General features: G+C 70.5%; 24 protein-coding genes and 1 pseudogene. 14 read left to right on the top strand and 11 right to left on the bottom strand.

The window, feature by feature from the left end:
- Positions 1–89 precede the first annotated feature (89 nt).
- The 3 genes and pseudogenes from ACWGI2_RS24640 (at position 90) to ACWGI2_RS24630 (ending at position 2970) form a co-directional block, all read left to right on the top strand.
- Positions 90–1283, top strand: coding sequence for an agmatine deiminase family protein (locus ACWGI2_RS24640; RefSeq protein WP_453697739.1), 1194 nt, complete (start codon positions 90–92; stop codon positions 1281–1283).
- Between the two features lie 151 nt (positions 1284–1434).
- Positions 1435–2525, top strand: a pseudogene (locus tag ACWGI2_RS24635) (carotenoid oxygenase family protein).
- Positions 2526–2610: 85 nt separating this feature from the next.
- Positions 2611–2970: a hypothetical protein gene (locus ACWGI2_RS24630; RefSeq protein ID WP_453697632.1), complete on the top strand. Its 360-nt coding sequence runs from the start codon at positions 2611–2613 to the stop codon at positions 2968–2970.
- 82 nt (positions 2971–3052) lie between these two features.
- Here the strand turns inward: ACWGI2_RS24630 and ACWGI2_RS24625 are convergent, their stop codons facing one another.
- Both ACWGI2_RS24625 and ACWGI2_RS24620 read right to left on the bottom strand, forming a co-directional pair.
- Entirely contained in the window at positions 3053–4120 is a 1068-nt protein-coding gene (locus ACWGI2_RS24625; RefSeq protein ID WP_453697630.1) for a S1 family peptidase, read from the bottom strand.
- Between the two features lie 213 nt (positions 4121–4333).
- Positions 4334–5332, bottom strand: coding sequence for a helix-turn-helix transcriptional regulator (locus ACWGI2_RS24620; RefSeq protein ID WP_453697629.1), 999 nt, complete (start codon positions 5330–5332; stop codon positions 4334–4336).
- Positions 5333–5504: 172 nt separating this feature from the next.
- On the opposite strand from ACWGI2_RS24620, the gene ACWGI2_RS24615 reads away from it, so the two are divergent.
- From ACWGI2_RS24615 to ACWGI2_RS24600, 4 genes are all read left to right on the top strand, one after another.
- Entirely contained in the window at positions 5505–5966 is a 462-nt protein-coding gene (locus ACWGI2_RS24615) for a VOC family protein (protein ID WP_160502983.1), read from the top strand.
- 124 nt (positions 5967–6090) lie between these two features.
- Positions 6091–6282, top strand: coding sequence for a CsbD family protein (locus tag ACWGI2_RS24610; RefSeq protein ID WP_453697627.1), 192 nt, complete (start codon positions 6091–6093; stop codon positions 6280–6282).
- Between the two features lie 271 nt (positions 6283–6553).
- A complete protein-coding gene (locus tag ACWGI2_RS24605; RefSeq protein ID WP_453396535.1) occupies positions 6554–6967 on the top strand; it encodes a hypothetical protein in 414 nt (137 codons plus the stop codon).
- Between the two features lie 83 nt (positions 6968–7050).
- The gene (locus ACWGI2_RS24600; protein WP_453396454.1) at positions 7051–7737 is read left to right on the top strand and encodes a DUF6766 family protein; all 687 of its coding nucleotides are present in this window, start codon (positions 7051–7053) and stop codon (positions 7735–7737) included.
- A 40-nt stretch (positions 7738–7777) separates the two neighbouring features.
- Here ACWGI2_RS24600 and ACWGI2_RS24595 read toward each other — a convergent pair whose 3' ends face one another.
- Both ACWGI2_RS24595 and ACWGI2_RS24590 read right to left on the bottom strand, forming a co-directional pair.
- On the bottom strand, positions 7778–8557 hold the full coding sequence (locus ACWGI2_RS24595) for a uracil-DNA glycosylase (protein WP_453697626.1): 780 nt from the start codon (positions 8555–8557) through the stop codon (positions 7778–7780).
- Positions 8554–9102: an isochorismatase family cysteine hydrolase gene (locus ACWGI2_RS24590; protein WP_453697624.1), complete on the bottom strand. Its 549-nt coding sequence runs from the start codon at positions 9100–9102 to the stop codon at positions 8554–8556. The genes ACWGI2_RS24595 and ACWGI2_RS24590 overlap by 4 nt, the downstream gene beginning before the upstream one ends.
- A 190-nt stretch (positions 9103–9292) precedes the next feature.
- Here ACWGI2_RS24590 and ACWGI2_RS24585 point away from each other — a divergent pair, with 190 nt between their 5' ends.
- Complete coding sequence (locus ACWGI2_RS24585) at positions 9293–10801, top strand: carboxylesterase/lipase family protein (protein ID WP_453697623.1); 1509 nt, start codon at positions 9293–9295, stop codon at positions 10799–10801.
- 3 nt (positions 10802–10804) lie between these two features.
- Here ACWGI2_RS24585 and ACWGI2_RS24580 read toward each other — a convergent pair whose 3' ends face one another.
- The 3 genes from ACWGI2_RS24580 to ACWGI2_RS24570 all read right to left on the bottom strand — a co-directional run bounded on the left by ACWGI2_RS24580 (position 10805) and on the right by ACWGI2_RS24570 (position 14341).
- Positions 10805–11332, bottom strand: coding sequence for a YceI family protein (locus ACWGI2_RS24580; RefSeq protein ID WP_453697622.1), 528 nt, complete (start codon positions 11330–11332; stop codon positions 10805–10807).
- A gap of 86 nt (positions 11333–11418) precedes the next feature.
- On the bottom strand, positions 11419–12921 hold the full coding sequence (locus tag ACWGI2_RS24575) for a SulP family inorganic anion transporter (protein ID WP_453697621.1): 1503 nt from the start codon (positions 12919–12921) through the stop codon (positions 11419–11421).
- A gap of 196 nt (positions 12922–13117) precedes the next feature.
- Complete coding sequence (locus tag ACWGI2_RS24570) at positions 13118–14341, bottom strand: 4-hydroxybenzoate 3-monooxygenase (RefSeq protein ID WP_453697619.1); 1224 nt, start codon at positions 14339–14341, stop codon at positions 13118–13120.
- Between the two features lie 206 nt (positions 14342–14547).
- Between ACWGI2_RS24570 and ACWGI2_RS24565 the strand changes: the two genes are divergently transcribed.
- Entirely contained in the window at positions 14548–14961 is a 414-nt protein-coding gene (locus tag ACWGI2_RS24565; RefSeq protein WP_453697617.1) for a hypothetical protein, read from the top strand.
- A gap of 101 nt (positions 14962–15062) precedes the next feature.
- Positions 15063–15596: a chloramphenicol phosphotransferase CPT gene (cpt, locus tag ACWGI2_RS24560; protein WP_453697616.1), complete on the top strand. Its 534-nt coding sequence runs from the start codon at positions 15063–15065 to the stop codon at positions 15594–15596.
- A gap of 192 nt (positions 15597–15788) precedes the next feature.
- Here the strand turns inward: cpt and ACWGI2_RS24555 are convergent, their stop codons facing one another.
- The 3 genes from ACWGI2_RS24555 to ACWGI2_RS24545 all read right to left on the bottom strand — a co-directional run bounded on the left by ACWGI2_RS24555 (position 15789) and on the right by ACWGI2_RS24545 (position 19705).
- Positions 15789–16145, bottom strand: coding sequence for a PRC-barrel domain-containing protein (locus ACWGI2_RS24555; RefSeq protein ID WP_453396445.1), 357 nt, complete (start codon positions 16143–16145; stop codon positions 15789–15791).
- A 147-nt stretch (positions 16146–16292) separates the two neighbouring features.
- Positions 16293–18362 (bottom strand): CocE/NonD family hydrolase, encoded by a 2070-nt coding sequence (locus ACWGI2_RS24550; RefSeq protein ID WP_453697615.1) that lies wholly within the window; start codon positions 18360–18362, stop codon positions 16293–16295.
- A gap of 38 nt (positions 18363–18400) precedes the next feature.
- Complete coding sequence (locus ACWGI2_RS24545) at positions 18401–19705, bottom strand: ATP-grasp domain-containing protein (RefSeq protein WP_453697613.1); 1305 nt, start codon at positions 19703–19705, stop codon at positions 18401–18403.
- 376 nt (positions 19706–20081) lie between these two features.
- Here ACWGI2_RS24545 and ACWGI2_RS24540 point away from each other — a divergent pair, with 376 nt between their 5' ends.
- Genes ACWGI2_RS24540 through ACWGI2_RS24530 form a run of 3 tightly spaced genes read left to right on the top strand, consistent with a single transcriptional unit; the run spans position 20082 to position 22114 of the window.
- Positions 20082–20792 (top strand): HemK2/MTQ2 family protein methyltransferase, encoded by a 711-nt coding sequence (locus ACWGI2_RS24540; protein ID WP_453697612.1) that lies wholly within the window; start codon positions 20082–20084, stop codon positions 20790–20792.
- Entirely contained in the window at positions 20776–21072 is a 297-nt protein-coding gene (locus ACWGI2_RS24535; RefSeq protein WP_453697611.1) for a CDGSH iron-sulfur domain-containing protein, read from the top strand. Before ACWGI2_RS24540 ends, ACWGI2_RS24535 begins: the two co-directional genes overlap by 17 nt.
- Positions 21062–22114, top strand: a complete 1053-nt coding sequence (locus tag ACWGI2_RS24530; RefSeq protein WP_453697609.1) for an iron-containing redox enzyme family protein — start codon at positions 21062–21064, stop codon at positions 22112–22114. Before ACWGI2_RS24535 ends, ACWGI2_RS24530 begins: the two co-directional genes overlap by 11 nt.
- A gap of 37 nt (positions 22115–22151) precedes the next feature.
- On the opposite strand, the gene ACWGI2_RS24525 is transcribed toward ACWGI2_RS24530, so the two are convergent.
- The gene (locus ACWGI2_RS24525; protein ID WP_453697607.1) at positions 22152–23183 is read right to left on the bottom strand and encodes a MerR family transcriptional regulator; all 1032 of its coding nucleotides are present in this window, start codon (positions 23181–23183) and stop codon (positions 22152–22154) included.
- A 216-nt stretch (positions 23184–23399) separates the two neighbouring features.
- Between ACWGI2_RS24525 and ACWGI2_RS24520 the strand changes: the two genes are divergently transcribed.
- Positions 23400–23933: an RNA polymerase sigma factor gene (locus ACWGI2_RS24520; RefSeq protein ID WP_453697738.1), complete on the top strand. Its 534-nt coding sequence runs from the start codon at positions 23400–23402 to the stop codon at positions 23931–23933.
- Positions 23934–24001: the final 68 nt, after the last annotated feature.

Raw genomic sequence — 24001 nt, 5'->3', positions numbered from 1 at the left:
CATTCTTTGACTGAATTTTCAGTTCGTGTCAGAGTCGAGGCGGGATAACTGGATCCCCATCACGATGATCGGAGTTCACCGTGACCCCCCTGCCCGCCCTGTCCCCCTCGTCCCCCTCGTCCTCCTTCCTCCCGCCTCTCCCCTCTCGCCGCTCGGCCCTCCGCGCGCTCGCCGGTATCGGCACCGCGGTCCTCGGAGCCTCGGCGTGCGGGCCCGGCGACGAGCTGGCGGGGAGCGCCAAGACCGCGGGTGACGAGGACACGGCGGGTGAGGGGCTGCGTATGGGTGCCGAGTGGGAGAGTCACGCGCGCACCTTCATGTCGTGGCCCGCCCTGGAGTCGGTGTGGGGCGAGGACCTCCCCCACGTCCGCGAGGACATCGCGCGCGTCGCCCGCACCATCGCGGAGTACGAGTACGTCGTGATGATGGCCAGGCCCGAACAGCGGAAGGCCGCCCAGAAGGCCTGCGGGCGCGACGTCGAGGTGATCCCGCTGGTCGTCGACGATCTGTGGGCCCGCGACACCGTGCCCGTGTTCGTGGAGCAGGACGGCGGTGTCGTCGGCGTCGACTTCAACTTCAACGGGTGGGGCGACAAGCAGGAGCACACGAACGACGCCCGCGTGGGCCGCACCCTCCTGTCGAAGTACGACATCCCGCGCAGGAAGGCTCCCCTGGTCTCCGAGGGCGGCTCCTTCGAGACCGACGGCGAGGGCACTCTCCTCATCACCGAGAGCTCGATCGTCAACGACAACCGCAACCGCGGAAAGAGCCAGGACCAGATCGAGGCCGAGCTCAAGCGGACGCTGGGCATCAAGAAGGTGATCTGGCTGGCCGGCGTGCGTGGCGAGGACATCACCGACGCGCACGTGGACAGCCTCGTGCGCTTCACCGCGCCCGGTGTGGTGCTCCTCGACCGGGCTTTCCCCGGCACGCCCGCCGACTCCTGGTCACGCGCGGCCGACCAGGCGAAGGCCGTGCTCAGCAAGGCCACGGATGCCAGGGGGCGGTCCTTCGAGGTCATCGATCTGCCGCAGCCCGACCTGGACAGGATCACCGGTGAGGGCGACGACTTCGTGTCGACGTACGCCAATTTCTACGTCGCCAACGACTCCGTGTTCATGCCCAGGTTCGGGGACCGGAAGGCCGACAGCCGCGCCCGGAGCATCCTGCGGGAGCACTTCCCCCAGCGCGACATCGTGCCGGTCCGGATCGACGCCATCGCCTCCGGTGGCGGCGGCATCCACTGCTCCACGCACGATCAGCCCGGCAGGCCGGTCGACTGACACGCAGGGCAAGAGAGGTGGCTTCAACACCACCCCTGGTCCGGGCCTCAGACCTCCTGACCCGCGGCCCCCATCGGCGCAGGCTTGTTCCCGTCACCAGCGAACAGTCCGGCGGTCCCCCGCCGGGCACCGACAGGAACGGGGAGACGTGATGGCCAGTCATACGCGGCGGAGGATTCTCCAAGGGACGGCGCTCGCGGCTGCGGGCAGCGTGGTCGGCGGTTACGGACTCGGCGGCACAGGCGGCGCACGCCGCGCAGAGCGGCCGGGTCGGTGGCCAGGGCGTGCGGGGCAAAAAGTCGCTCCCGTTCCTGATGCTGGACGACGGCATCGTGCACGGAGTACGGCTGCGCGGCGGACGCGCCGAGTGGTACCGCAACCGGTGGGTGCGTTCCTCGCAGGTGGCGAAGAAGCTGGGCGAGAGGTACCGGGGCGGATCTTGGCGCTCCAGGAGGGCGGGCCACTGCCGTACGAGCTGGACGGGGAGCTCGGCACGGTGCGCCCGTACGACTTCCGCTCCACGCTGCGGGGCGCGTTCACCGCGCACACCAAGTACGACGCGGCGGCGGAGGATTCCGGTGACGGACGCGCCGATGATGCACGACTTCGCCCTCACCCAGAAGTACGTGGTGATCGTGGACGTCCCGATCACGTTCGACGCGGCGGCCGCCGAGGCGGGGGCGACGGTGCCGTACATCTGGAACGACCACCACCCCATGCGCGTCGGCGTCATGCCGCGGGCCGGAGGCGCCACCCGCTGGTTCGAGATCGACCCGGTCTACTTCTCGCACACCCTGAACGCGTACGACCAGGGCGACTCGGTGGTGGTGGAGTACACCGGCATGCCGGCCCCGTTCCACGCGGCTGGGTCGGCAGCACCCGCATCGACGATCTGCCGCAGGAGTTCCCTCGCGTCAACGAATCCCTCGTCTCCCGCAGGCACCGCTTCGGGTACACGGCGAGCGCGGCGGAGATGTGGCGCGCGTACGAGACGGTCGACGGGGTTGTGCCTGACGACAAGTTCACCAACTGCCTCGTGAAACATGACATGTTGCGCGACAGCAAGCAGGTCGTCCGCTTCCCGAAGGGCGCGGCGGCGAGCGAGCCGGTGTTCGTGCCGCGCCGGGGCGCGCGGAACGACGACGGCTACGTCCTCGCCTACGTGAACGACCCCGACTGGCCCGCATCCATCTGCCGGGCCGGGTGCCGCTGGGCTTCCACGGAAGCTGGGTGCCCGCGTGACGGCGAACTGGTGTGCCCGGGGCGGGCGTTGGGTCACCCTGGCGCCCACCACCCGGCACGTACACCGGCACGTACAGTTGATCGCATGACCAAGCCGTTGTTCCGTGCGAGTGAAGCCGGCGGGAAGTCGATCGACGACCCCACCGACGACGAAGTGCACGACCTGCTCGCCGACATGAACCTCAGCCACCCGTTCGTCATCGTCGAACGCACCGACCGGCAGCCGGACGGCCAGCACTTCATGCAGGTGTACCTCAACGAGGACATCAGCCATCAGGTCGAGTACCGGGAGGGCGGCGACGAAATGCACTTCCAGGCTCACGTCCCCTCGCGGGGCGATGTGATCGGGGTACAGCCGGTCGCCGATGTCATCGCGGACTGGATGCGCGACGGCCCTTCATGGCGCACAGCCCTGCCGTGGGCTCCTCTTTTCCCCGGCAGCTGATTTCTCCCGGCAGCTGACCGGCGCCGCGGAGTGATCACCGGCAGGCGTCCACCGCGGCGCCGCACACAACTCCGCGCGGACCTCAGTTGCCGCCGGCGCCGATCTCCGCGCCGACCGCCGCCAGTGCGGTGGTCACTGGCTGGAAGAAGGTCTCGCCGCCCGCCGTGCAGTCGCCACTGCCGCCCGACGTGAGGCCGATCGCGCTTCCGTCGGCGGTGAACAACGAGCCCCCGCTGTCGCCAGGTTCGGCACAGACATCGGTCTGGATGAGCCCGCTGACGGTGCCTTCCGGGTAGTTCACCGTGGCGTTGAGGCCGGTCACGGCGCCGGATTGAAGCCCGGTGGTGCTGCCCATGCGGGACACCTCCTGGCCGACCGCCGCCTCTGCGGCCTGCACGATCTCCGTGCTCTGGCCGTCGCCCGTGTTGACCGTGCTCGGGGCCTCCGTCGCCGGATCGTCGTACGTGACGAGGGCGAAGTCGCCGTCCCCCGGGAACGTCGCGGCCTGGACGGTGCCGATGGCCGCGCCGTCCTGGGCGTCCGACCAGCTGTCGGTGGCCACCCCGCAGTGGCCCGCGGTGAGGAAGCCGGGGCTTCCGTCCTCGGTCGTCACGTTGAAGCCGAGCGAGCAGCGTGCGCCGCCGCCGAAGATGGCGTCACCGCCCGCGGCGAAGGGCTTGAACTCTCCCGCGGACTTCTGGATGCGGGCCATTCCCGAGCCGAGTGAGTCGACGGTCGCCTCGAGCTTGTCCCAGCGTTCGCCGGTGACCGTGCGGTCGGCCGTGACCACGATCTGGTTGGTCCTGGGGTCCGTGGCCCACGCGGTTCCCGCCATGGTGGCGCGACTCGCCAACGTCCGAGTGGCGGAGCCCAGTTCGCCCGCACTGTTGTCGACGCTCCGCGCCACCGCTCCAGCCTTCTTCACCTGGACGTTCACCGCGTTGTCGTCACCCACGACGTTGACGACGAGCTGCTGCTTCGCCTCGTCGTAGTACGCCCCGGCGTAGGCGTCGCCGAGCTCCGAGGCCAACGGCTCGACCAGCTTCGTCGCCGACGCCGCGCTGAGCCTCTTGGCGGCGGCCCCTTCAGCGGTCCGCGACCCGGACTGCGAGGCGTTGGCCTGCTGCAGCAGGACGGCCGTCGCGACCATGCCCAACGCCGCGGCCCCTGCCAGCACAGCCTTTCGCTTGGGTATTCGCTTGTGCCTCAACTCGTCGCCTCCTGTGGGGGATACCGAATGCGGTCACCGGCCGGAGCCGGGGACATGTCCGGTCCTAGATACGGGTGCGACGGGAGTTGCGTTCACCGGCTGCCGAGAGCTCGACGTCACAGACTGGTGGTGCGGCGCCCAAGTGAGCGCGGTTCAGGGCTTCTCGGGGTCCGGCGGCGCAGGGGCCGTCGCTCCGGCCGACAGCAGTCTCTCCGCCAGGGCGCGGCACCGATCGCCGAGCTCCGGAGGGTCGAGCACCTCGAAGTCGTGCCCCAGCAGGAGCATGTGCATGAGCACGGCGTCCAGGCGCTCGGCCCCGCTGAGCACCTCACAGAGGTCGCTCCCCCGCGGTCGTACGACCGCCGCCGACGCCGGGATCTGCGCGCGCACCGTGTCGGCGGGCGCGTGCACGAGGAAACGCGCCCGGTGCGAGTAGACCCGGCTCGCCACCCCCTCCTGTACGTACGCCGCCGCGTCGGGCGCGGCGCGCGGGCGGAAGCGGAAGGTCCGTGCGGACGCGTCGGTCATCCGGTCGACGCGGAAGCTGCGCCAGTCGTCGCGATCGAGGTCGTAGGCGAGGAGATACCAGCGCCGGTCGGAGGCGACCAGACGGTAGGGCTCGACCCGCCTCCGTCGCACCTCGCCCCTTGAGGGGTAGTCGAAACCGGCCTCGACCTCGTCGCGGCAGGCTCTGGCCAGCGTCATGAGCACCTCGGGGTCGACGGGCGCGCGGCCTCCGCCGAAGAACTCCACCGAGTCGGAGAGCGCGCGCACCTCGTGCCGCAGCCGCGCGGGCAGCACCTGGTCGAGCTTGGTCAGCGCCTGGAGTGCGGCGTCACCTGCCCCGGCCACCGCACCTCCCGCACCCGCGAGCAGCGAGACCGCGGTGGCGATCGCCTCCTGGTCGTCGAGGAGCAGCGGCGGCAGATCCCGCCCCGCGCCGAGCCGGTAGCCACCGCCGACGCCCTGGCCCGCGTGCACCGGATAGCCGAGCGTGCGCAGCCGATCGACGTCACGCCGTACGGTGCGCGGCGTGACCCGGAGCCGGTCGGCGAGTTCGGGGCCGGTCCATACCCGGCGTCGCTGCAGCAGCCCGAGCAGGGTGAGCACCCGCTCCGTCGTACCCAGTTCGTCATCGCGTGCCCCGTCCATGCCGCTCAGCCTGCCAGAACTGGCGGACCGATCCTGTCCGCCATGGGTGTCACGGTGGATGCATGAACGCAACCGAGCGTGCGCCCGCGCGGCGCCTCGGAGACGCTGGGCAGCGTGCGCCGATCGGCAAGAAATGCCCCTACCTGAATCCCGCCACGAACGGAGCAATCCCATGAGCCGCCACATCCAAGTCACCTTCGACGCGCATGACCCGCGGGCGCTGTCGTCCTTCTGGCGCGACGTGTTGGGCTACGTCCACCCGGGCCCGCCCGGGGTGGACCTGCCGGAGGGCGCCGACGCGCTCGCGGCGTGGGACGACTTCCTCGCGCGGATCGGCGTACCGGAGGACCAGCGCAACTCGAAGTCGGCCATCGAGGACCCGGCAGGGCAGGGCCCACGCGTGTTCTTCCAGCAGGTCCCGGAGGACAAGGTCGCCAAGAACCGCGTCCATCTCGACGTCCGTGCGGCTCCCGGACTTGAGGGAGAGGAGCGCATGGCCGCCCTTGAGGCCGAGTGCGACCGCCTCGTCGCGCTGGGGGCGAAGCGGGTGCGCCGCGACGAGCCCGCTCCCCCGATGAGCGCGGGCTTCATCGTGATGACCGACCCCGAGGGCAACGAATTCTGCCTGGACTGACTCGACCCGTGGTGACCGTGTGTGACGGCTGGACGGGCGGGGTCTCCATGTCCCGCTTACGTTGAACGCAGAGGCCGACACCGTGCGTGAGACCGGTGGGCGCTGTAACGACAAAGGAGTGGTCATGGCTGACAAGGGCGGCATGGACAAGATGAAGGGCAAGGCCAAGGAGATGACCGGCAAGGTCACGGGTGACCGTGGCAAGCAGGCCGAGGGCAAGGTGGACCAGGCGAAGGGCGAGGCCAAGAAGGCCATGGTCGACGCCCGCGACCGCGCCCAGGAAACGCGGGACTCCATGAAGCGCCGCGACACCTGACCGGCTCCCCCGAAGCCGAAGCCGAAGCCCCCGCCCACTCCCGTGCGGGGGCTTCCGCCGTTCTGGACGGCTCTCGCACGGCCCGCGGGCAGGTGCTCTAGGCCGCCACGATGAATCGGACCGGCTGCCACAGCGTGTCGGCTGCGCGGGTTCCGCCCGCCGGGAAGGCGTGCGGCATCGTCGGCAGAGCTCGTACCCGCGCGGATCACCGCCCCGGTGCGACGACTCGGAGACCGGCGGCCCGCGAAGGAGAGCAGATCTGGTGCGCGGTATGCGCGGAGCGGGACCGGTGGCGCTCGCGGCGGTGCTGCTGGCATCCCTGAGCGGCTGCGGCAGCGTCCAGGAGCGCGAGGACTCCGCATCCGCGGCGGTGCTCCGCTTCCAGGAGAGCCTCCGTACGACGGACACCACGCGGGGCTGCGCGGCGCTCGCCCCCGGGACCCGCGACGAGCTGGAGCAGAACGCCGAACTGCCGTGCCCACGCGCCCTGTCCGACGCGGGACTCCCCGAGGCGGGCACGGCGGACGAGGTGCGCGTCGTCGATGTGTACGGGCGGCAGGCCCGTGTCGTGACGAACCGCGACACGCTCTTCCTGTCGTCCTTCCCCGGCGGATGGAAGGTCACAGCGGCCGGCTGCACCGAACGCCCGGCCATGCCGTATCAGTGTCTGATCAAGGGCGGTTGACGGGTGCGGGCGTTGTTCACGCTGTATCTCCTGATGGTGACCGGGGGCCTTGCCTACTGCATCACGCTGGGGCTGATGCAGCGATGACGCGGGTCGGGCGCTTTCTGCGCGACAACGGGCTGACCCTGGTGTTCGGCACGGGATTCCTCCTCTCCCTGGCCGGCCAGGCGATCGCCGGGCACGCCGACTTCAACAACCACCTCGTCGCCGAGCAACTCCAGCCGGTGAGCTTCGGCGGCTATCTCCTCACCTCCGACTTCGCCGTGGACGTGACGGAGAACTGGCAGTCCGAGTACCTGCAGTTCTTCCTCTACATCTTCGGCACGGTCTGGCTGCTCCAGCGAGGGTCGCCCGAGTCCAAGGAGCTCGACAAGGCGGGCCTGGAGGCGGACAAGGACCAGAAGGTCGGCCGGTACGCGAAGCCCGACTCGCCGCGCTGGGCAGCCGCGGGCGGCGTACGCCAGGCCTGGTACTCCCGGTCCCTCGGCACCCTCATGTGCACGGTGTTCCTGCTCTCCTGGCTGGCACAGTCCATCACCGGCGTGGCCGCGTACAACGAGGAGCACCTACGGGAACTCCAGGCGCCGATCAGCTGGTTCCAGTACCTGGGCGCCGCGGACTTCTGGAACCGCACGCTGCAGAACTGGCAGTCCGAACTCCTCGCCGTCGGGTCGATGGCCATCTTCTCCGTCTATCTGCGCCAGCGCGGCTCACCGGAGTCGAAGCCGGTCGGCTCGGCACACGACTCGACCGGGGTCGAGGGCGGCTGAGGTCATCGGTGGCGCGTGCCAGGCCGATCAGTGCCGCCCATCAGTGCCGCCCATCCGCCCGTGCGTACGGCGGAATGGCCGCCTCGCCCGCCGCTTCCCGCAGGACGTCCTTGAGCATGTCCGGAGTCAGTCGGCCGGTGAACGTGTTCCGCTGGCTGACGTGGAAGCAGCCGTACAGGGTGACGGGGCCCGGCTCGGACTCCCCGGGCGCGACGGCCTCCGAGCGGCCGCCGGTTGCCTGCGCCACTTCACGCTCCAGCGTCACCCTTGCTCCGTGGGCGAACCGCGGCCGTGGCTTCGGCACGCGCCAGCCCGCCGCCGCGAACGCCGGCAAGGCGGCCTGCCAGCCGAACGCCCCCAGAATCACCGCCGACCGCAGCCGCGGTCCCAGCAACTCCATCTCCCGCACGAGCCACGGCCTGCACGTGTCCCGCTCGCCGGGGGTCGGCTTGTTCTCGGGCGGTGCGCAGTGCACCGGCGACGTCACCCGCACCCCACGCAGTGTCAGGCCGTCGTCCATGGACACCGCCAGCGGGCTCGAAGCGAGGCCCAGCTCGTACATCGCCCGGTAGAGGACGTCTCCGGAACGGTCGCCCGTGAACATCCGGCCCGTACGGTTCCCGCCGTGCGCCGCGGGCGCGAGCCCGATGACGAGCATGGAGGCGTCAGGCGGTCCGAACCCGGGCACCGGCCTTGCCCAGTACGTCCAGTCCATGAAGGCGGCCCGCTTGACCCGCCCCACCTCCTCCCGCCACGCGACCAGCCGGGGGCAGGCGGAGCACCCCGCGACACGCGCGTCCAACTCGTCCAGCGGGTTCATTCGGACCCGAACAGCGCGTCGTCGGTGGAACGGACCAGGCGTGCCTGCATGTTCCGTTCCATCATGTGCAGCGCGGCATCGGCGAGGTCACTGTGGATGCTCGCGCAGGCATCCTCGGCCACGACCACATCCAGGTGGCGGATGTGCGCGTCGAGCGCCGAGTAGAGAATGCACTGCTCGGTCACCTGGCCGCACAGGAGCACGGAGTCGATGCCGCGCTGGCGGAGCAGGTACTCCAGAGGGGTGTCGTAGAAGATCGAGTGGCGGGCCTTCACCACGAAGAGCGAGTCGTCTTCCGGGCGGATCGGGGCGACCAGGTCGGCATGCGGGCCGCTCAGGGCTTTGTCGAGCAGCTCGTCGTGGTGCGAGCGCCACAGACCGAAGTTGTCGTTGACGTAGATCACCGCGATGTCATCGGCCCGCGCCCTCTCGATCACTCTGCGGACGTTCGGCAGCACTTCCTTGACCGACCTGCGGAGGATCTCCGCATCGGGGTGGTCGTACATGTTGATCATGTCGACGACGATGAGAGCCTTCACAACCATGATCCGAGTCCATCACGCGCCTCACCCGTACGCACGGACGCCCCGCCCGAGGGCGTGGTCGCGCCTGCCTCTCGCGGCCTCGCCCGTAAATGATTGGCGCGGCAGCCGAATTCGGCGGGATGCTCCCCAGTGTCCGGGGCTGCGCGACGCCTCCTGCTCGCGTTCCCGGCTGCCCGGCGAGGGAGTGGTGATGACCGCTGACACGACGGTACGCACGGCGGGCGGAGCGCTGCGCGGCACTCGGGAGGCGGGGGTGGCGGTCTTCCGTGGCATCCCGTTCGCCGAGCCGCCGGTCGGCCCGCTGCGTTTCGCCTCGCCGCGGCCGGTGCGGGGATGGGACGGGATGCGGACGGCCACGTCGTACGGGCCGCCGCCCCCTCAGGGCGGCCACTTCGGCATGGACGCGCTGGCGCGGGAGGTGGTGGGCGACGACTGGCTGACGGTCAACGTCTGGTCGCCCGATCCTGGCCCGGCGGCCGGGCTCCCGGTGATGGTGTGGATCCAGGGCGGTGCCTACACGATCGGCATGTCCGGCCTTCCCGAGTACGACGGCGGCCGCCTCGCGCGTGAGGGCGGCGTCGTCGTGGTGACGTTCAACTACCGGGTGGGCCTTGAGGGTTTCGGGCAGATCGAGGGGGCGCCCGCCAACCGGGGGCTGCTCGACCAGGTCGCCGCGCTGGAGTGGGTGCGGGACAACATCCGTGCCTTCGGCGGTGACCCGGCCCGCGTCACGGTCTTCGGCCAGTCGGCGGGCGCCGGATCGGTCGCCGCGCTCCTTGCGATGCCGCGTGCGGCCGGGCTCTTCGGCCGGGTGGTGGCGCAGAGTGTGCAGGGTACGTTCTTCTCGCCGGAGCTGGCCGCCGACATCACCGCGGCGTGCGCCACCGAGCTGGGGCTGCGGCCCACGGTGGGCGACCTGTCCGGGGTGGACCCGGCGCGGTTGTCCGCCGCGGGTGACGCGGTCAGCGCCAAGACGGGGCAGTGGGCGGATCGCTGGGGTCAGGTGGCGCACAGGTCGATCGCGTTCTCGCCGGTCGTCGAGGGAGATGCGCTGCCGGTCACTCCGTGGCAGGCGCTGGCCGAGGGCGCGGGGCGCGGCATCGAGCTCGTCGTCGGCCACACACGTGACGAGCAGCGGCTGCTCAGCGCCCTCGACGGGCTGCTCGGTCAGGTGACGGAGGAACAGGCGGAGGCCACGCTGCACGTCTTCGGCCCGGGGCGGGACGGCGCGCGCCGCTACCGCGACGGTTTCCCGGCGGCGGGCCCTGACGAGTTGCACGAAGTGGTCCTGTCCGACTGGCTGTTCCGCATGCCGAGCCTCCACCTCGCCGAGGCCCAGACCGCCGGGGGTGGCCGCGCCCACGTCTACGAACTGACCTGGCCGGCCCCGGGCATGGGCGGTGTCCTCGGCGCCTGTCACGGACTCGACGTGCCGCTCGTCTTCGGCAATCTGGACCGGGGTCAGCCCGCCGCGCTGATCGGCGAGGGCCCACCCCCAGAGGCAGAGGCGCTGTCCGCCCGCATGCGCGGCGCCTGGACGTCGTTCGCCACGAACGGTGACCCCGGCTGGCCCGCGTACGACGCCGGGCAACGCCTCGTGCGGCTCTTCGACACGCGGCCTGCTGTCACCACGTACCCGGAGGAGTCCTCCCGCCTGATCTGGCAGGACCACACCTTCCCCGTCCTGCCCTTGCGTTGACCGTCAGCCGACGGCGACCGCCACGACGGCGAGGTGAATCTCCAGGCGCCGGCCGGTCATGCCCTTCGCCGTGGTCACGCCGAACGCGTATCTGTCGACGGCGGCCGTGCCCTCGACGGTCAGCCGCTCGCCGTCCGGCACGACCGCACCGACGGTGACGACGACGGGCCGCGTGACGCCTCGCACCGTCAACTCCCCTTGCAGCACTGCCGTTCCCGTCTCGGATTCCGCCACCCGCAGGCCGCGGAACGCGATCTCCGGATACGTGGCCGCGTCGAGATAGTCGGCGGACGCGACGTGCCGGTCACGGCGCTCCAGACCCGAGTCGAAGCTGTCCGCCCGGATCGTCACCTCCGCCGAGGACTTCTCGACGGGATCGGCCACCGTGATCTGCCCCCGTCCGATGCCGAAGGTGCCCCGCACCGGGAAGAGGCCGAACACCGTGCGCGTCCGGAACCGCACCGTCGAAGCCTTCGCGTCGATCTCGTACGTGCCGCTCTCCGGCACCGTCTGATCCCTTTGAGTCTTCACACGGCCCATCGTGCCCGCGGGGCGATGCGCGGGGCAGATCCGGATGTCGCCGATCCCCCGGTACACATGTCACCGGGCGCGGGCGCTCAGTGGTTGGTGAGTTCGCCGCTGAGCTTCTTGTGGAGCTGGGCGCTCGGCCTGTTCAGACCGATGATCTCGACCGTCTTGCCGCGCTGGGCGTACTTGGTCTCGATCGCGTCCAGGGCGGCGACGGAGGACGCGTCCCAGATGTGGGCGGCCGTCAGGTCGATGACGACCTTGTCGGGATCGCCCGCGTAGTCGAACTGTCCGACGAGGTCATTGGCGGAGGCGAAGAACAGCTCGCCGGTGACCGAGTAGGTCACGCTGCCGTCGTCATGGTCGGCGAGGGCAGCGACCTCGGCGAAGTGGGCGACACGCTTGGCGAAGATGACCATCGCGGTGATCGAGCCCGCGACGACGCCGACGGCGAGGTTGTGCGTGGCGACCACGCACGCCACGGTGACGGCCATGACCGTGATCTCGCCGGCCGGCATCCGCTTCAGTGTCTTCGGTGCGACGGAGTGCCAGTCGAAGGTCGCGAAGCAGACCATCACCATCACGGCGACCAGCGCGGCCATGGGAATGTCGGAGACGACGGGTCCGAAGACGATGCACAGGACCATCAGGAAGGCGCCCGCGAGGAAGGTGGACAGGCGGGTGCGGGCCCCGGACACCTTCACGTTGATCATCGTCTGGCCGATCATGGCGCAGCCGCCCATGCCGCCGAAGAAGCCGGTGACGATGTTGGCGATGCCCTGGCCGAGGGACTCGCGGGTCTTGGAGGAGCGCGTGTCGGTGATGTCGTCGACGAGCTTGGCGGTCATCAGGGACTCCATCAGGCCGACCAGCGCCATGGCGAGCGCGTAGGGGGCGATGGTGGTCAGGGTGTCGAGCGTGAACGGCACGTCCGGCAGGCCCGGCACCGGCAAGGAGGACGGCAGCTCACCCTTGTCGCCGACGGTCGGCACCGCGATCCCGGCCGCGACCGTGATCGCCGTGAGGATCACGATGGACACGAGCGGTGCCGGGATCACCGTGGAGACCTTCGGGAAGAACACCATGAGGGCGAGCCCGGCCGCGATCAGCGGGTAGACGGGCCAGGGCACGTCGTGCATCTCGGGGACCTGCGCCATGAAGATCAGGATGGCGAGGGAGTTGACGAATCCGACCATCACGCTGCGCGGCACGAAGCGCATCAGCTTGGCGACGCCGACGGCGCCGAGGACGATCTGGAAGACACCGGCCAGGATGACGGCGGCGACCAGATAGCCGAGTCCGTGCTCGCGGTTGAGCGGGGCGATGACCAGGGCCACGGCGCCGGTCGCGGCGGAGATCATCGCGCGGCGTCCGCCGACGACCGAGATCACCACGGCCATGGTGAAGGAGGCGAACAGACCGATCGCGGGGTCGACCCCGGCGATGATGGAGAACGAGATCGCCTCGGGGATCAGCGCGAGCGCGACCACCAGACCGGCGAGCACCTCGGTGCGCCAGACCTTCGGGTCGGACAGCCAGTCGGGGCGCAGGCCACGCAGCCGGGCGGCCGGGGACAGTGCGGACGTGGACAAGAGAGGTACCTGTCATGCTCGGGCAGCGCCTGGCGTCACCCTGGGCGTGCGAAGAAGAAGAAAGTGGGCCGGGAAACGCCGCTCTCGACGGCGGGGTCACGGAAGGTTTCCCGCACCCGGGAGCGGGTTCGGCTCGCGAGCCGAACCCGGCGTCCGCCGACCTACCCTAACGTCACCTCCCCCACGGCGCCGAGCCTCAGTCGCCTGCGCCCTTCCCGATGTAGATCTCGGCGAACGCGGCCGCGGCGGCCGGCGAGCCGAGGATCCTGCGCAGCCGGGCGGCCGCTGTGCCCGCCTTGAACGGGATGCCCGACGACGTCCCGTGCAGGAGTTCCGAGAACCACTGGGAGAACTCCTGGTACTGCCACACCCGCGGCAGGCTGGCCTCCGAGTAGCCGTTCAGGTCGCTGTCGTCCCCTTCGGCGCAGTAGGCGACGAGCGCGTCGCCGAGCAGCAGGGCGTCGTGCAGTGCCAGGTTCATGCCCTTCGCCGCGATCGGGGCGGCGAGGTGGGCGGCGTCGCCCGCGAGGTACAGCCGCCCGTAGGACATGGGCTCCACGACGTAGTTGTGCATGTCGAGGACGCGCTTCTCGATCAGTCGCCCCTCGGTGAGCGGCGGCGCCCCCGCCACCGTGAGGCGGGCGTGCAGCTCGGACCAGACACGCTCGTGCGGCCAGTTCTCGGGGTCGTCGCCGGGCGGGCACTCGAGGTAGTAGCGGGTGACGTCGGGGCTTCGGGCCATGTGGGCCGCGAAGCCACGCGGGTGGATGCCGAAGACGACACAGTCCGAGGACGGCGGCGCCTGTGCGAGGAGGGCGAGCCAGCCGATGCCGTAGTCGTGCCGGGCGACCGTGGCCCGCCCGGCCCCCAGGTAGGTGCGCGTCACGCCGCGCGCGCCGTCGCAGCCCGCGATCGCGTCGCAGTCGACGCGTAGGCGCTCGCCCGTCGCCGGGTCGGTGTACGACACCGAGGGGCGGTCCGTGTCGATGCCGTGCAGTTCCACGTCGCGTACGCCGAAACGGATGTCCCCGCCCGCCTCATCGGCGTAGGAGCGCACCAGGTCCGTCACCAACAAGGGCTGGGGGTAGACGAAGTGGCGGTGCCCGGAGAGCTCTCCGTACGCGAACCGGTGGCGCTCCCCCGCCCACCGGAACTCGCATTCCGTGTGCGTCTGCGCGTGGGCGAGGAGCCGGTCGGCGAGGCCCCGCTCTTCCAGGGCGCGCACCGCCCATTCCTCGATGAAGCCCGCGCGGGGCCGCTGTTCGATGAACTCTCTGGTCTCCGTCTCCAGGACCACGCAGTCGACGGAGGCGGCACGGAGGATGTTGGCGACGGTGAGGCCCGCCGGTCCGGCTCCTACGACGACGACGCGGGCACGCCGTGGCGGCGCGGAGGGCTCGGGAGCCGGGACGAGGTTCATCCGGAAATTATGACGGGGACACGACCAGAGGACGACGCACGAACGGAGGACGCTGCCGGACAGCCCTCATCGGATGTGGTGCGACAATCTGCCCGAGACCATGCCCGTGCCAGATCTCCGGAGCATGGGCCTCGTTGCGGGAGGCGCCGGTCACGGACGTCCCCGGGGCAGTGGCGCCCCGGCGGGCCGGCGGTGGGGAGGAATCGATGGTGGTGGAGTGGCGGTACATCGCCAAAGGCGTGCGGTTCGTTCCCGAACCCGTGGCCACGCCCTTCATCTGGACGGGAGCGTACGCGGGCGCCTTCGTGCTGGTGACGGTGCTCGATCTGCTGGGTGCGCTCGACCGCACGGGGCTCGCGCTCGCGGCTCTCTCCGTGCTGGCCGCGCTGCTCGGCGTGCGGGGCCGTTTCGTCGCGGCGCCGGGGACGGCCCTCTTGTGCTGGATGCTGCTGAACGTCTTCGCCACGCATCCCATCGGGGAGATCTCCTGGGCCGGGCACCGGGACCCCGAGTGGATCACGTGTCTGCTGGCCGCCGCCCTCGTCGGCACGACGGCGGGCCGCGTGCTGCACGCGCGCGCCGCGTACCGCCGCGTCAGCCCGTACGACGGGACGGGCTGACCGAACGGGTCACGGCCGAGGGCGACTTCGCGGGCGCGGGCCGCGGGCGCGGGCGCCGAAATCCGTTTCCTGCGCCGCGGTGATGCTTCTACTGTGGCGCGGTGACAACTCAAGTGATCGTGCTCAACGGCGGGTCCAGCTCCGGGAAGTCCGGCATCGCGCGGTGTCTGCAGGCGGTGCTGCCGGATCCGTGGCTGGCCTTCGGCTGCGACACGCTGGTCGACGCGATGCCCGCGTCCATGCGGACCGCGTCGGAGGGAATCGAGTTCGGCGCGGACGGCGAGGTGACCGTCGGCCCCGAGTTCCGGGCGCTGGAGGCCGCGTGGATCGAGGGGGTCGCGACGATGGCCCGCTCCGGCGCGCGGGTCATCGTCGACGAGGTCTTCCTCGGCGGTGCGGCGTCTCAGGCGCGGTGGCAGAAGGCCCTCGGTGATCTGCGGGTGTTGTGGGTCGGCGTCCGCTGTGACAGCGCGGTCGCCGCGGGCCGGGAAACGGCGCGGGGCGACCGGGTGGCCGGGACGGCCGCCTCCCAGGCCGAAGTGGTCCACCAGGGTGTGCTCTACGACATGGAGGTGGACACGACGCGCACCGAGTCCCTGGAGTGCGCGCGAGCCATCGCCGCGCGCGTCGGTTGAATCGCGCATTGAATTCGTCCGACGAGATCCGACGAGATCCGACGAGATCCGACGAGATCCGACGAGAAAAGCTTTGTCAGGCACCATGAATGCCTGTGAATACCTGATGGCGCCCGAGGCAATTGATGCCTCGGACGCCATCGGTGTCAGTGGGGCGGCGTTCTCACACCCCGCTCGATATCTCCGCGGGAGTCAGTGCCCCGGGCCCAGACCGCCGTAGTAGCCACCGAGCTGGTCGCGGTAGGCGGGGTCGCCCAGGTGCTTCTCCTTGTCGAACTCGGGCGCGTCCTTGATCTGCTCCTTCGTACGCGAGACCAGGATCTTCCGCGCGTCGTGGTCGATGGCGGTGACGGTGCTCGCGGGCAGCAGCACCTCCTTGCCGAAGATCCACACTCCGGTGTCGACGACGATGTACTGGTTGGCGACCTCGTTCGAGTGCTTGTCGACCTTGCCGATGTGACCGTCGGCGGCCTCGACCTTGTAACCGGTCAGATCGGCGTCCGGGCCGTGACCGGCGGTGGGAGCGTAGCTCCAGATTTCGTTGCTCATAGAGAACTCCTCAATTGATTTTCCCTGAAACACGGGGATTCATTTAACGGGAGGAGTTGATCAACCTCCAACGCATCGGGTGCCCTGCCGGAAAGAGGCCAAACAGAAACTTCCGGCCGTCTCACCGCGGCTGGTTCCACCTCCGTGTCACAGCAAGTCGCGAGGCACCGTTTCATTCCAGGTGCGTGAGAAAACCCGCCGGTCACCCTCGTAACCATCGAGGGTGGCGTCCACCCGGAAGTTCTCCTCGTCGCAGCTGAGCACCGTGCGGGTCTCCACCCGTACGTCCCAGTCGTCGCGCCGGAAGGACATCGTCCAGGCCGACTCGCCGGTGGCGGAGGTGAAGTCCTCGGCCATGGAGGTGTAGCGCTCGTAGGCCCGGCGGCCGACGTCGAGGTTGATGTCCTCCAGCCGCACCGTCCCCCGGTCCTTGACGATCTCCAGCTCCGCGGCGTAGTCGACCAGATCACGCTTGACCTGCCAGCGCTCCTCCGGGGCGACGAGTTGGACGGGAGACCTCGGCCGTGTGCCTTCCGGTTCGTCGAAGGGCTGCTCCGACAGGGCATCGGGCTCCGCCACCGGGCGGACCGGGAGCGTCAGGGTGCTCGACGTCTCGTACACGGTCAGGAGCACCGGCTTCGGCGGCGGCCAGGCCAGCGGCCAGTACGAGGTGGACAGGGACACGCGGATGCGGTGGCCGGGCGGGAAGGCCTGGGCGACGCCGTTGAGCGGGATGACCGCACGGTAGCGGCGCCCCGGTTCCACCGGACGCGGATCGCTGTGCGATTCGTTGCGGGTGAGGTTGACCAGGCCGTAGCTGACGCGGGTGGCGCTGCCGTCGGGGGCCACGTCGGACAGGCGGGCCGCGACCATGGCGACGGGTTCGCTGACGCTCAGGTCGAGTTCGACGCAGGGCGAGCCGAGGATCTCCGTGCGCTCGGTCAGCGGGTCGGTCTCGAAGACCAGCGAGCCGCCGTCCTCCTCACGCTGGTCGTAGGGCAGGTCCGGGGGCGCGTTGTAGGAGGCCCACTTCCCGCCGAACTGGCCTACGGACAGCGGTGATTGGACGGAAAGCCCCTCGCCGGTACTGATGCCGGTGCCGCCGTCGCCGTCGCCGTCACCCGGAGCCTCATGCTGAGCGACCGGGTCGGAGAGACCGTGGCGCGTCAGGCGCCGCACGACGGGAGTGATGTGCGGGGAGGGCCAGGACGGCTCTCCCACCCAGCGGCCCGGACGTTCCTCGTACGACGTGGAGGGCGGCACGCTGTCCTGCATCCACGTCCGCAGCATCGGTCCTTCCATGACGCCGTTGTCGACGCCCTTCAGCCAGTGGTCCCACCAGCGCACCACTTCCTGGAGGTAGCCGATGGCGGGGCCCGGTTCACCGAGGTGCGGGAACTTGTGGGACCAGGGGCCGATCAGCCCCTTGCGCGGCACGTCCAGGTTGCCAAGGAGTCGTGTCACCGCGTTCGAGTAGCCGTCCGCCCAGCCGCTCGACGCGAGGACGGGGCAGCGCACGGCCTGGTAGTCCTCGCACACCGAGGCGTGCCGCCAGTAGTCGTCGCGGCGCTGGTGCCTGAGCCATTCGATCACCCAGGGACGGGTGCCCTCCATCCGCTCGTGCCACATGTCGCGCCACCGGTCCCCGACCATGACCGGGTCCGGGGGCATGGTGCCGTAGGCGAACATGGTGCCCGCCTCGGCCAGGTTGTCCGACAGGAGCGCGCCGCCCATGTAGTGCATGTCGTCGGCGTACCGGTCGTCGGTGAAGGACGCGATGACGATGGCGCGCAGGCTCTCCGGCTGCCGCGCGGCGACCTGGAGCGCGGCGAACGCGCCCCAGGAGATCCCCATCATGCCGGTGGTGCCGTCGCACCAGGGCTGGTCGGCGAGCCAGGCCAGGATGTCCTCGGCGTCGGTCTGCTCCTGCTCCAGGTACTCGTCCTTGAGCACACCTTCGGAGTCGCCGGTGCCGCGCAGGTCGACGCGGACGCAGGCGTAGCCGTGCCCGGCGATGTAGGGATGGTGGATGGAGTCGCGCTCGGCGGTCAGGTCGCGCTGCCGGTAGGGGATGTACTCCAGGACGGCGGGGACGGGGTCCTGGTCGGAGGACGTCGGCCGCCAGATGCGGGCCGCGAGGCGGGTTCCGTCCGCCGCCGGGATGGTGACGTTCTCCTCTTCCTTCGTCTCGTACGGAAGGTCGCTCACATAGCGCAAGCCGGGTCGCTCCTTCGGGTTGCGGAGGTGTTCGCGGTTCAGTCGTTCTTCGTGTCGCGACCGCCCGGTTCGGCCTCGTCGAAGGTGAGGCCCAGGGCGGCCACGCACTGGTCGTACTTGGCCCGTATGTCCTCCTCGCTCTCCCCGCCCGTGAAGATGTGGGCCAACTCGTAGCTGTAGCTGTCCTGTTCGGATCCGTCCGACAGGCGCTGCCCCTCCTCGACCACCACGTCGATGCGCACTCCGGGGATGCGGCGCTCGATGCTCTCGATGTCCTTGCGGGAGGGGACGTCGTGGACGGTCGCGTCGGCGAACCAGCGGTAGTACCACTTGGCGGCCGTCTTGAACTTGCCCTGGCGGTAGGGCAGTTCGGGGTCCTTGCCGAGCGCGAGGCTCAGCATGCAGTGGTGGTTGGGTACGCCGTCGACGTACTCGAACATCTCCGCGTGCGACTGGGAGTGACGGGGGTTGATCTCAAGGAGGTTGATCGCGTCGGACCGCGGGTCGTAGAAGTACTCGATGCTGAAGGTCGCCGCGTCCATGCCGATCTGCCGCATCACCCGCTCCGACACGTCCCGCAGCCGGTCGAGCACGGGCTCGGGGAGAGTGGAGGGGTACTGGTGGCGCAGGAAGCACGACGAGTCGGGGTACTGGATCGAGTCGAGGATGCCGTAGACGGTGACCTCGCCTTCGTGGACGTATCCCTCGACCGCGACCTGGATGCCGTTCAGGGCGCCTTCGGCCAGACACACCTGGCCGCCCACGTCGGCCATCTCCGGGGGCAGCTCGACGCGGTCGAGTATGTCCTCGAACGGCCGCCCGATGCGCCCCATGCCCTCACGGATGCGGTCGGCCGCCTCCGTGAACTCGGCCTGGTCCCCTACCCCGTAGGCCAGTTCCGATGAGTAGGACAGCGCCGGCTTGAGCCACATCGGGAAGTCCATGCCCTCGGGAGGCTTGGGGTCGGCACTGTCCATGTCGACGCGGCCGAACGGCGGATGCGCGTCGGTGACCCGCCGCTGTTCCAGGCGGCTCCAGTACTTGTGCTCGCACTTGACCACGGAATCCAGACTGGTGCTGCGCGTCCCGTAGCGCTCGGCGAGGATCGGCACGAGCGTGCTGACGGGGAAGTCCCAGTAGCCGACGATCGCGTCGATGTGGCCGTCGAACGCGTCGAGCACCCGCTCGGCCTCGGCCAGCAGGACGGGGACCGACACCTCACCGCTCTGCAGCTCGTCGACGGTGAGCAGAGGGTGGAAGACGTAGTCCTGCGCGTTCGGGACGGCGCGCAGCGTCGGCAGATTGGCCTCGTCGAGGCCGAGTACGAAGATGTTGAGCGGCATGGCGCCCCTTCTGTGTCCGGGTGCCCGCGGCTGTTCCGCTGAGTGGCAGGGATGGCCGCGTACCCATGTCGCAGTGGCGCAATCCCACCCCCTCCACCGCCTCGGCCTCCGCTCCCGCGCCCGGGGGCTGCCCCGTGGAACCACACGTGTGCGTCACGGTTCACCGGGCACCTGGGAGATCGGCAGTCGCGGGAGCGAGCCCCGAGCACCCAAAGGAATCCATGAGGCCAGAGAGGCACGCGGTCGGCCCGATCCGTCACTGTGAGTCATCACCCAAGTGGTGGCCGGTGCGGGAACAGCGGAGTGTGGTGAGAGGCCGGAGAAAGGAGGGGCATCGCTTCGCCCCCGCCGGCCCCCGAGCCACCGGAGGTGCGTGATGGCTGCGGATACCGCCGCGGGTGCGGCCCCGGGACATCTGCTGACCCTTCCCGGGGTCTACGCACCACAGGACGACACCGGCCTCCTCGCCCGCGCACTGTGCCGCGAGGACATCGGTCCGGGGACGGATGTACTGGACCTCGGCACCGGCAGCGGCGCGCTGGCCCTCCACGCGGCGCGGCTCGGCGCCCGGGTGACGGCGGTGGACATCGCCAGGCGTGCCGTCCTGACCGCCCGCCTCAACGCGCTGGCGGCCCGGCAGCGCATCACCGTCCTGCGGGGCGACCTCACGGCCGCCGTCCCCGGGCGGTCCTACGACGTCGTGGCGAGCAATCCCCCGTACGTGCCCTCCCCCTCCCGACGGCTGCCGCGGCGCGGCGCTGCGCGTTCCTGGGACGCTGGGCAGGACGGCCGCGCGGTGGTCGACCGCATCTGCGACACGGCACCCGCGGCGCTGCGCCCGGGAGGTGTACTGCTCATGGTCCACTCGGCGTTGTGCGACACCGACGCCACGCTGACGCGGCTGTCCAAGGCGGGCCTTGAGCCCACGGTCGCCGACCGCGCCCTCATTCCCTTCGGGCCCGTCCTGCGCTCACGCCGGGCGTTCCTGCGCAGCCAGGGCCTGCTCGGCGACGACGCCAGGGAAGAACTGGACGACAGGGAAGAACTGATGGAAGAGCTGGTGGTCATCCGTGCCGAACGCACCTGAACCCGTGCCGACGACGCGGGACCAGCGGCCACGCCGCGTCACCATCGACCCCGAGGGCCCGCTGCTCGTCGAGGGTCCCGTGGAAGTGGTCGCCGACGACGGCAGCGTCATCGCTTCCCGGCGCTTCACCACCGCGATCTGCACCTGCCGCCGCAGCCGGAGCTACCCGTGGTGCGACACCAGTCACCGCCGCCGCGCGAAGACCCAGGACACCGAGCACTCCGAACACACAGAACACACCGAACACAGCGAGGGGGAGGAAGCACCCGATGTCCGCTGAGAACCACGCGCCCTCCGACGGTCCTCGCGAGTCGCGCCGCACGAGCCCCGCCCTGCCCGAGCCCCGCGGCGTACTGTCCGAGCTCGTGGTCACCACCCTGCGGGAGGGCGGGAGTCCGGGCCCGATGCCCCTGGACACGCACGACGCCGATCCCTATGGCGAGGACCTCCAGCTCGCGCTCTACACGCTCTACGAACTGCACTACCAAGGCTTCGACGGAGTCCGCGACGACCTCGAATGGGACCCCGAACTCCTCGGACTGCGCCGCGCGTTCGAAGGGCGCTTCCTGGGCGCCCTGCGCGCCAACTGCCGTTCCACGGACACCGCCGAACGCGCCCTGGCCGACCTGCTCGTGGAGCCCATCGGGCACAGCCGCACCAGTGTCAGCCACCATCTTCAACGCGACGGCGAACTGTGGCAGTTGCGGGAGTACGCGGCGGCGCGCTCGCTGTACCACCTCAAGGAGGCCGACCCGCACGCCTGGGTCATCCCCCGGCTGCACGGCCGGGCCAAGGCGGGCATGGTGGCCGTCGAGTTCGACGAGTTCGGAGCCGGGCGCGCCGAGGACATCCATGCCCGCCTCTTCGCCGACCTCATGGAGGACCTCTCGCTGGAGACGGCGTACGGGCACTACCTCGACGCCGCCCCGGGCGAGGCGCTCGCGACGGTCAACCTGATGTCCCTGCTCGGCCTGCACCGGGCGCTGCGCGGCGCGCTGGTCGGACACTTCGCCGCCGTCGAGGTGACCTCACCCCCGGGCTCGCGGCGGCTGGCCAAGGCCATGCGCAGGAGCGGCGCCGGACGGGCGGCCGAGCGGTTCTACGACGAGCATGTGGAAGCCGATGCCGTCCATGAGCAGGTGGTGCGCCGCGAGGTGATCGGCGGCCTCCTCGCGAGCGAACCGGGTCTGGAGTCCGACGTGGTCTTCGGCATCGAGGCCACGGGCTTCCTTGAAGACCGCCTGGGTGCACGGCTTCTGTCCGCCTGGCGCGACGAACGCAGCGCGCTGCGCGAGCCGTTGACGGTGATGGTGGCGGGCTGATGGCGGAGGGCTGACGGTGGCGGGCTGACGGCGCCGGTCACCTTGCGCGGTCGGTCGCGTTCTCGCCGCGCACCCTGCCGATCTGGTTCAGTGCCTCACGCAGGCTGGTGGGGCGCAGCGCACCGCGCACCGCCGGGCCTGCCCACCCAGGCCCGCCGAGCATGACCACGGGACGACCGCGGGCGCCGCGCACTCCCCATCGGGTGTCGGCGATGTGCCGGGCCAGGGGGACGCTCGCGGTGGAGCGGGCCTGTGCCCACAGCACGACGACGGCCGGGCCCGTCCTGCGCACGGCAGCCGAGACCGCCTCGACCGGCACGGCCGCACCGAACATGCGCTGCGGGACGCCGAGTTCACCAAGGGCCGCGCTGAGCGCCTCCAGCGGGAGCGAGTGCTGTTCACCGGGTACGCAGGCAAGGACGAGGGGCGCGTGCGCGGCGGGCCCGTTCGGCGGCGCCGGAGCGGTCGGGGCCATGGCGCAGCGGTGCAGGGTGCGGGAGACGTGCCAGGACAGCAGGTGCTCGACCTCCACGTAACGGTCGCCTGCCTCTTCCCACTTGCGGCCCACCGCGTGCAGCGTCGGCACCATTACCTCCTGCCACGCGGTGACCAGGCTGTGGCTCTCCACCGCGTCGGCCAGCAGGTCCTGGAGGGTGGGGGCGTCGAGCCGTACGGCGGCACGCGAGAGGCCACGCCTGCGGCGGATGAACGTGTCGGGCGACTGGGCCGGGGCAGGGCCTGCGGTCCTTCGCTGTTCCGGCACGGTGGTCCGGCCTGGGGCGGGCTCGGCTCCGGCCCCGGGGTCGAGCAGCTTGCGCGCCTCGTGGGCGGCCTCGGCCGGCGGCATCCCCGAGGAGGTGAGGCGGCCCATCTCCTCCACCATGGCGATGTCCCGCTCGGACCAGCGGCGGTGGTGACCGGGATCGCGCCGGGCAGGGCCAAGACCGTACCTGCGGTCCCAGGTCCGCAGCGTCGTCGGTGACACTCCCAGCCGCCGTGCCAGGGCGCCGGTGGTGACTCCGGTGATCGCCGCATCGTCTTCCTTACCGCGGCGTTGCCCCTCGCTCATCCGGCCACGATACGACGCACAACCGATGCGGGTTGCCGAGCGTCGGCGGCTGTTCCCAGGATGACCGGATCGCGGCCACGGCGACGGCTCGGCTGCCCGTTTCCGTTCGGTCGTACGGCGATTGCGATCGCCGGAAGGAGCTGACGAGACGCCTATGAGCGCAGTGGTGGCAGCACAGCCGGTGCGGGCCCCCGCCAGTGAGCGGACCACACAGATCTGGCCAGGGGCCTCGCCGGTGGGGACGAGGCGAGCCTCGCGGCGGTGTACCGCCGGTGGGGTCCGCTGGTGCACGCCCTGGCCCAGCGCGCGCTCGGCGACAGCCGTGAGGCGGAGGACGTCACGCAGCAGGTGTTCCTCGCCGCATGGCGCGGCCGGGCGGGCTACCGCCCCGAACTCGGCAGCCTGGCCGCATGGTTGACGGGCATCACGCGGCACAGGATCGCGGACGCGCTCAACGCGCGCGCCCGGCGGGAGGCGCTCGTCGAGGGTGCGGTCGCGCAGTACGCCACCATGGATCACCGCGCCCACGAAGGCATGGACTCGACGGTCGACCGGACGCTGATGACACAGGAGCTGGCGAGGCTGCCGGTGCCGCAGCGGACGGTGTTGCGCCTGGCGTTCTACGAGGATCTGACCCACTCGCAGATCGCCGAGCACACCGGGTGGCCGCTGGGCACGGTCAAGAGCCACGCCCGGCGCGGCATCCGCAGTCTGCGGCTCCGCCTGGAGGACGTACAGGACGGCCGCTGAAGAACTTCGCGTGTTGGTGCATCCACGCACCCGGTTCCGACGGAAGCAAGAAGTAGCTCGTCGTGACC

This window comes from Streptomyces sp. NPDC054866 (assembly GCF_053610745.1).
This window is presented reverse-complemented; position numbering and strand designations above follow the sequence as displayed.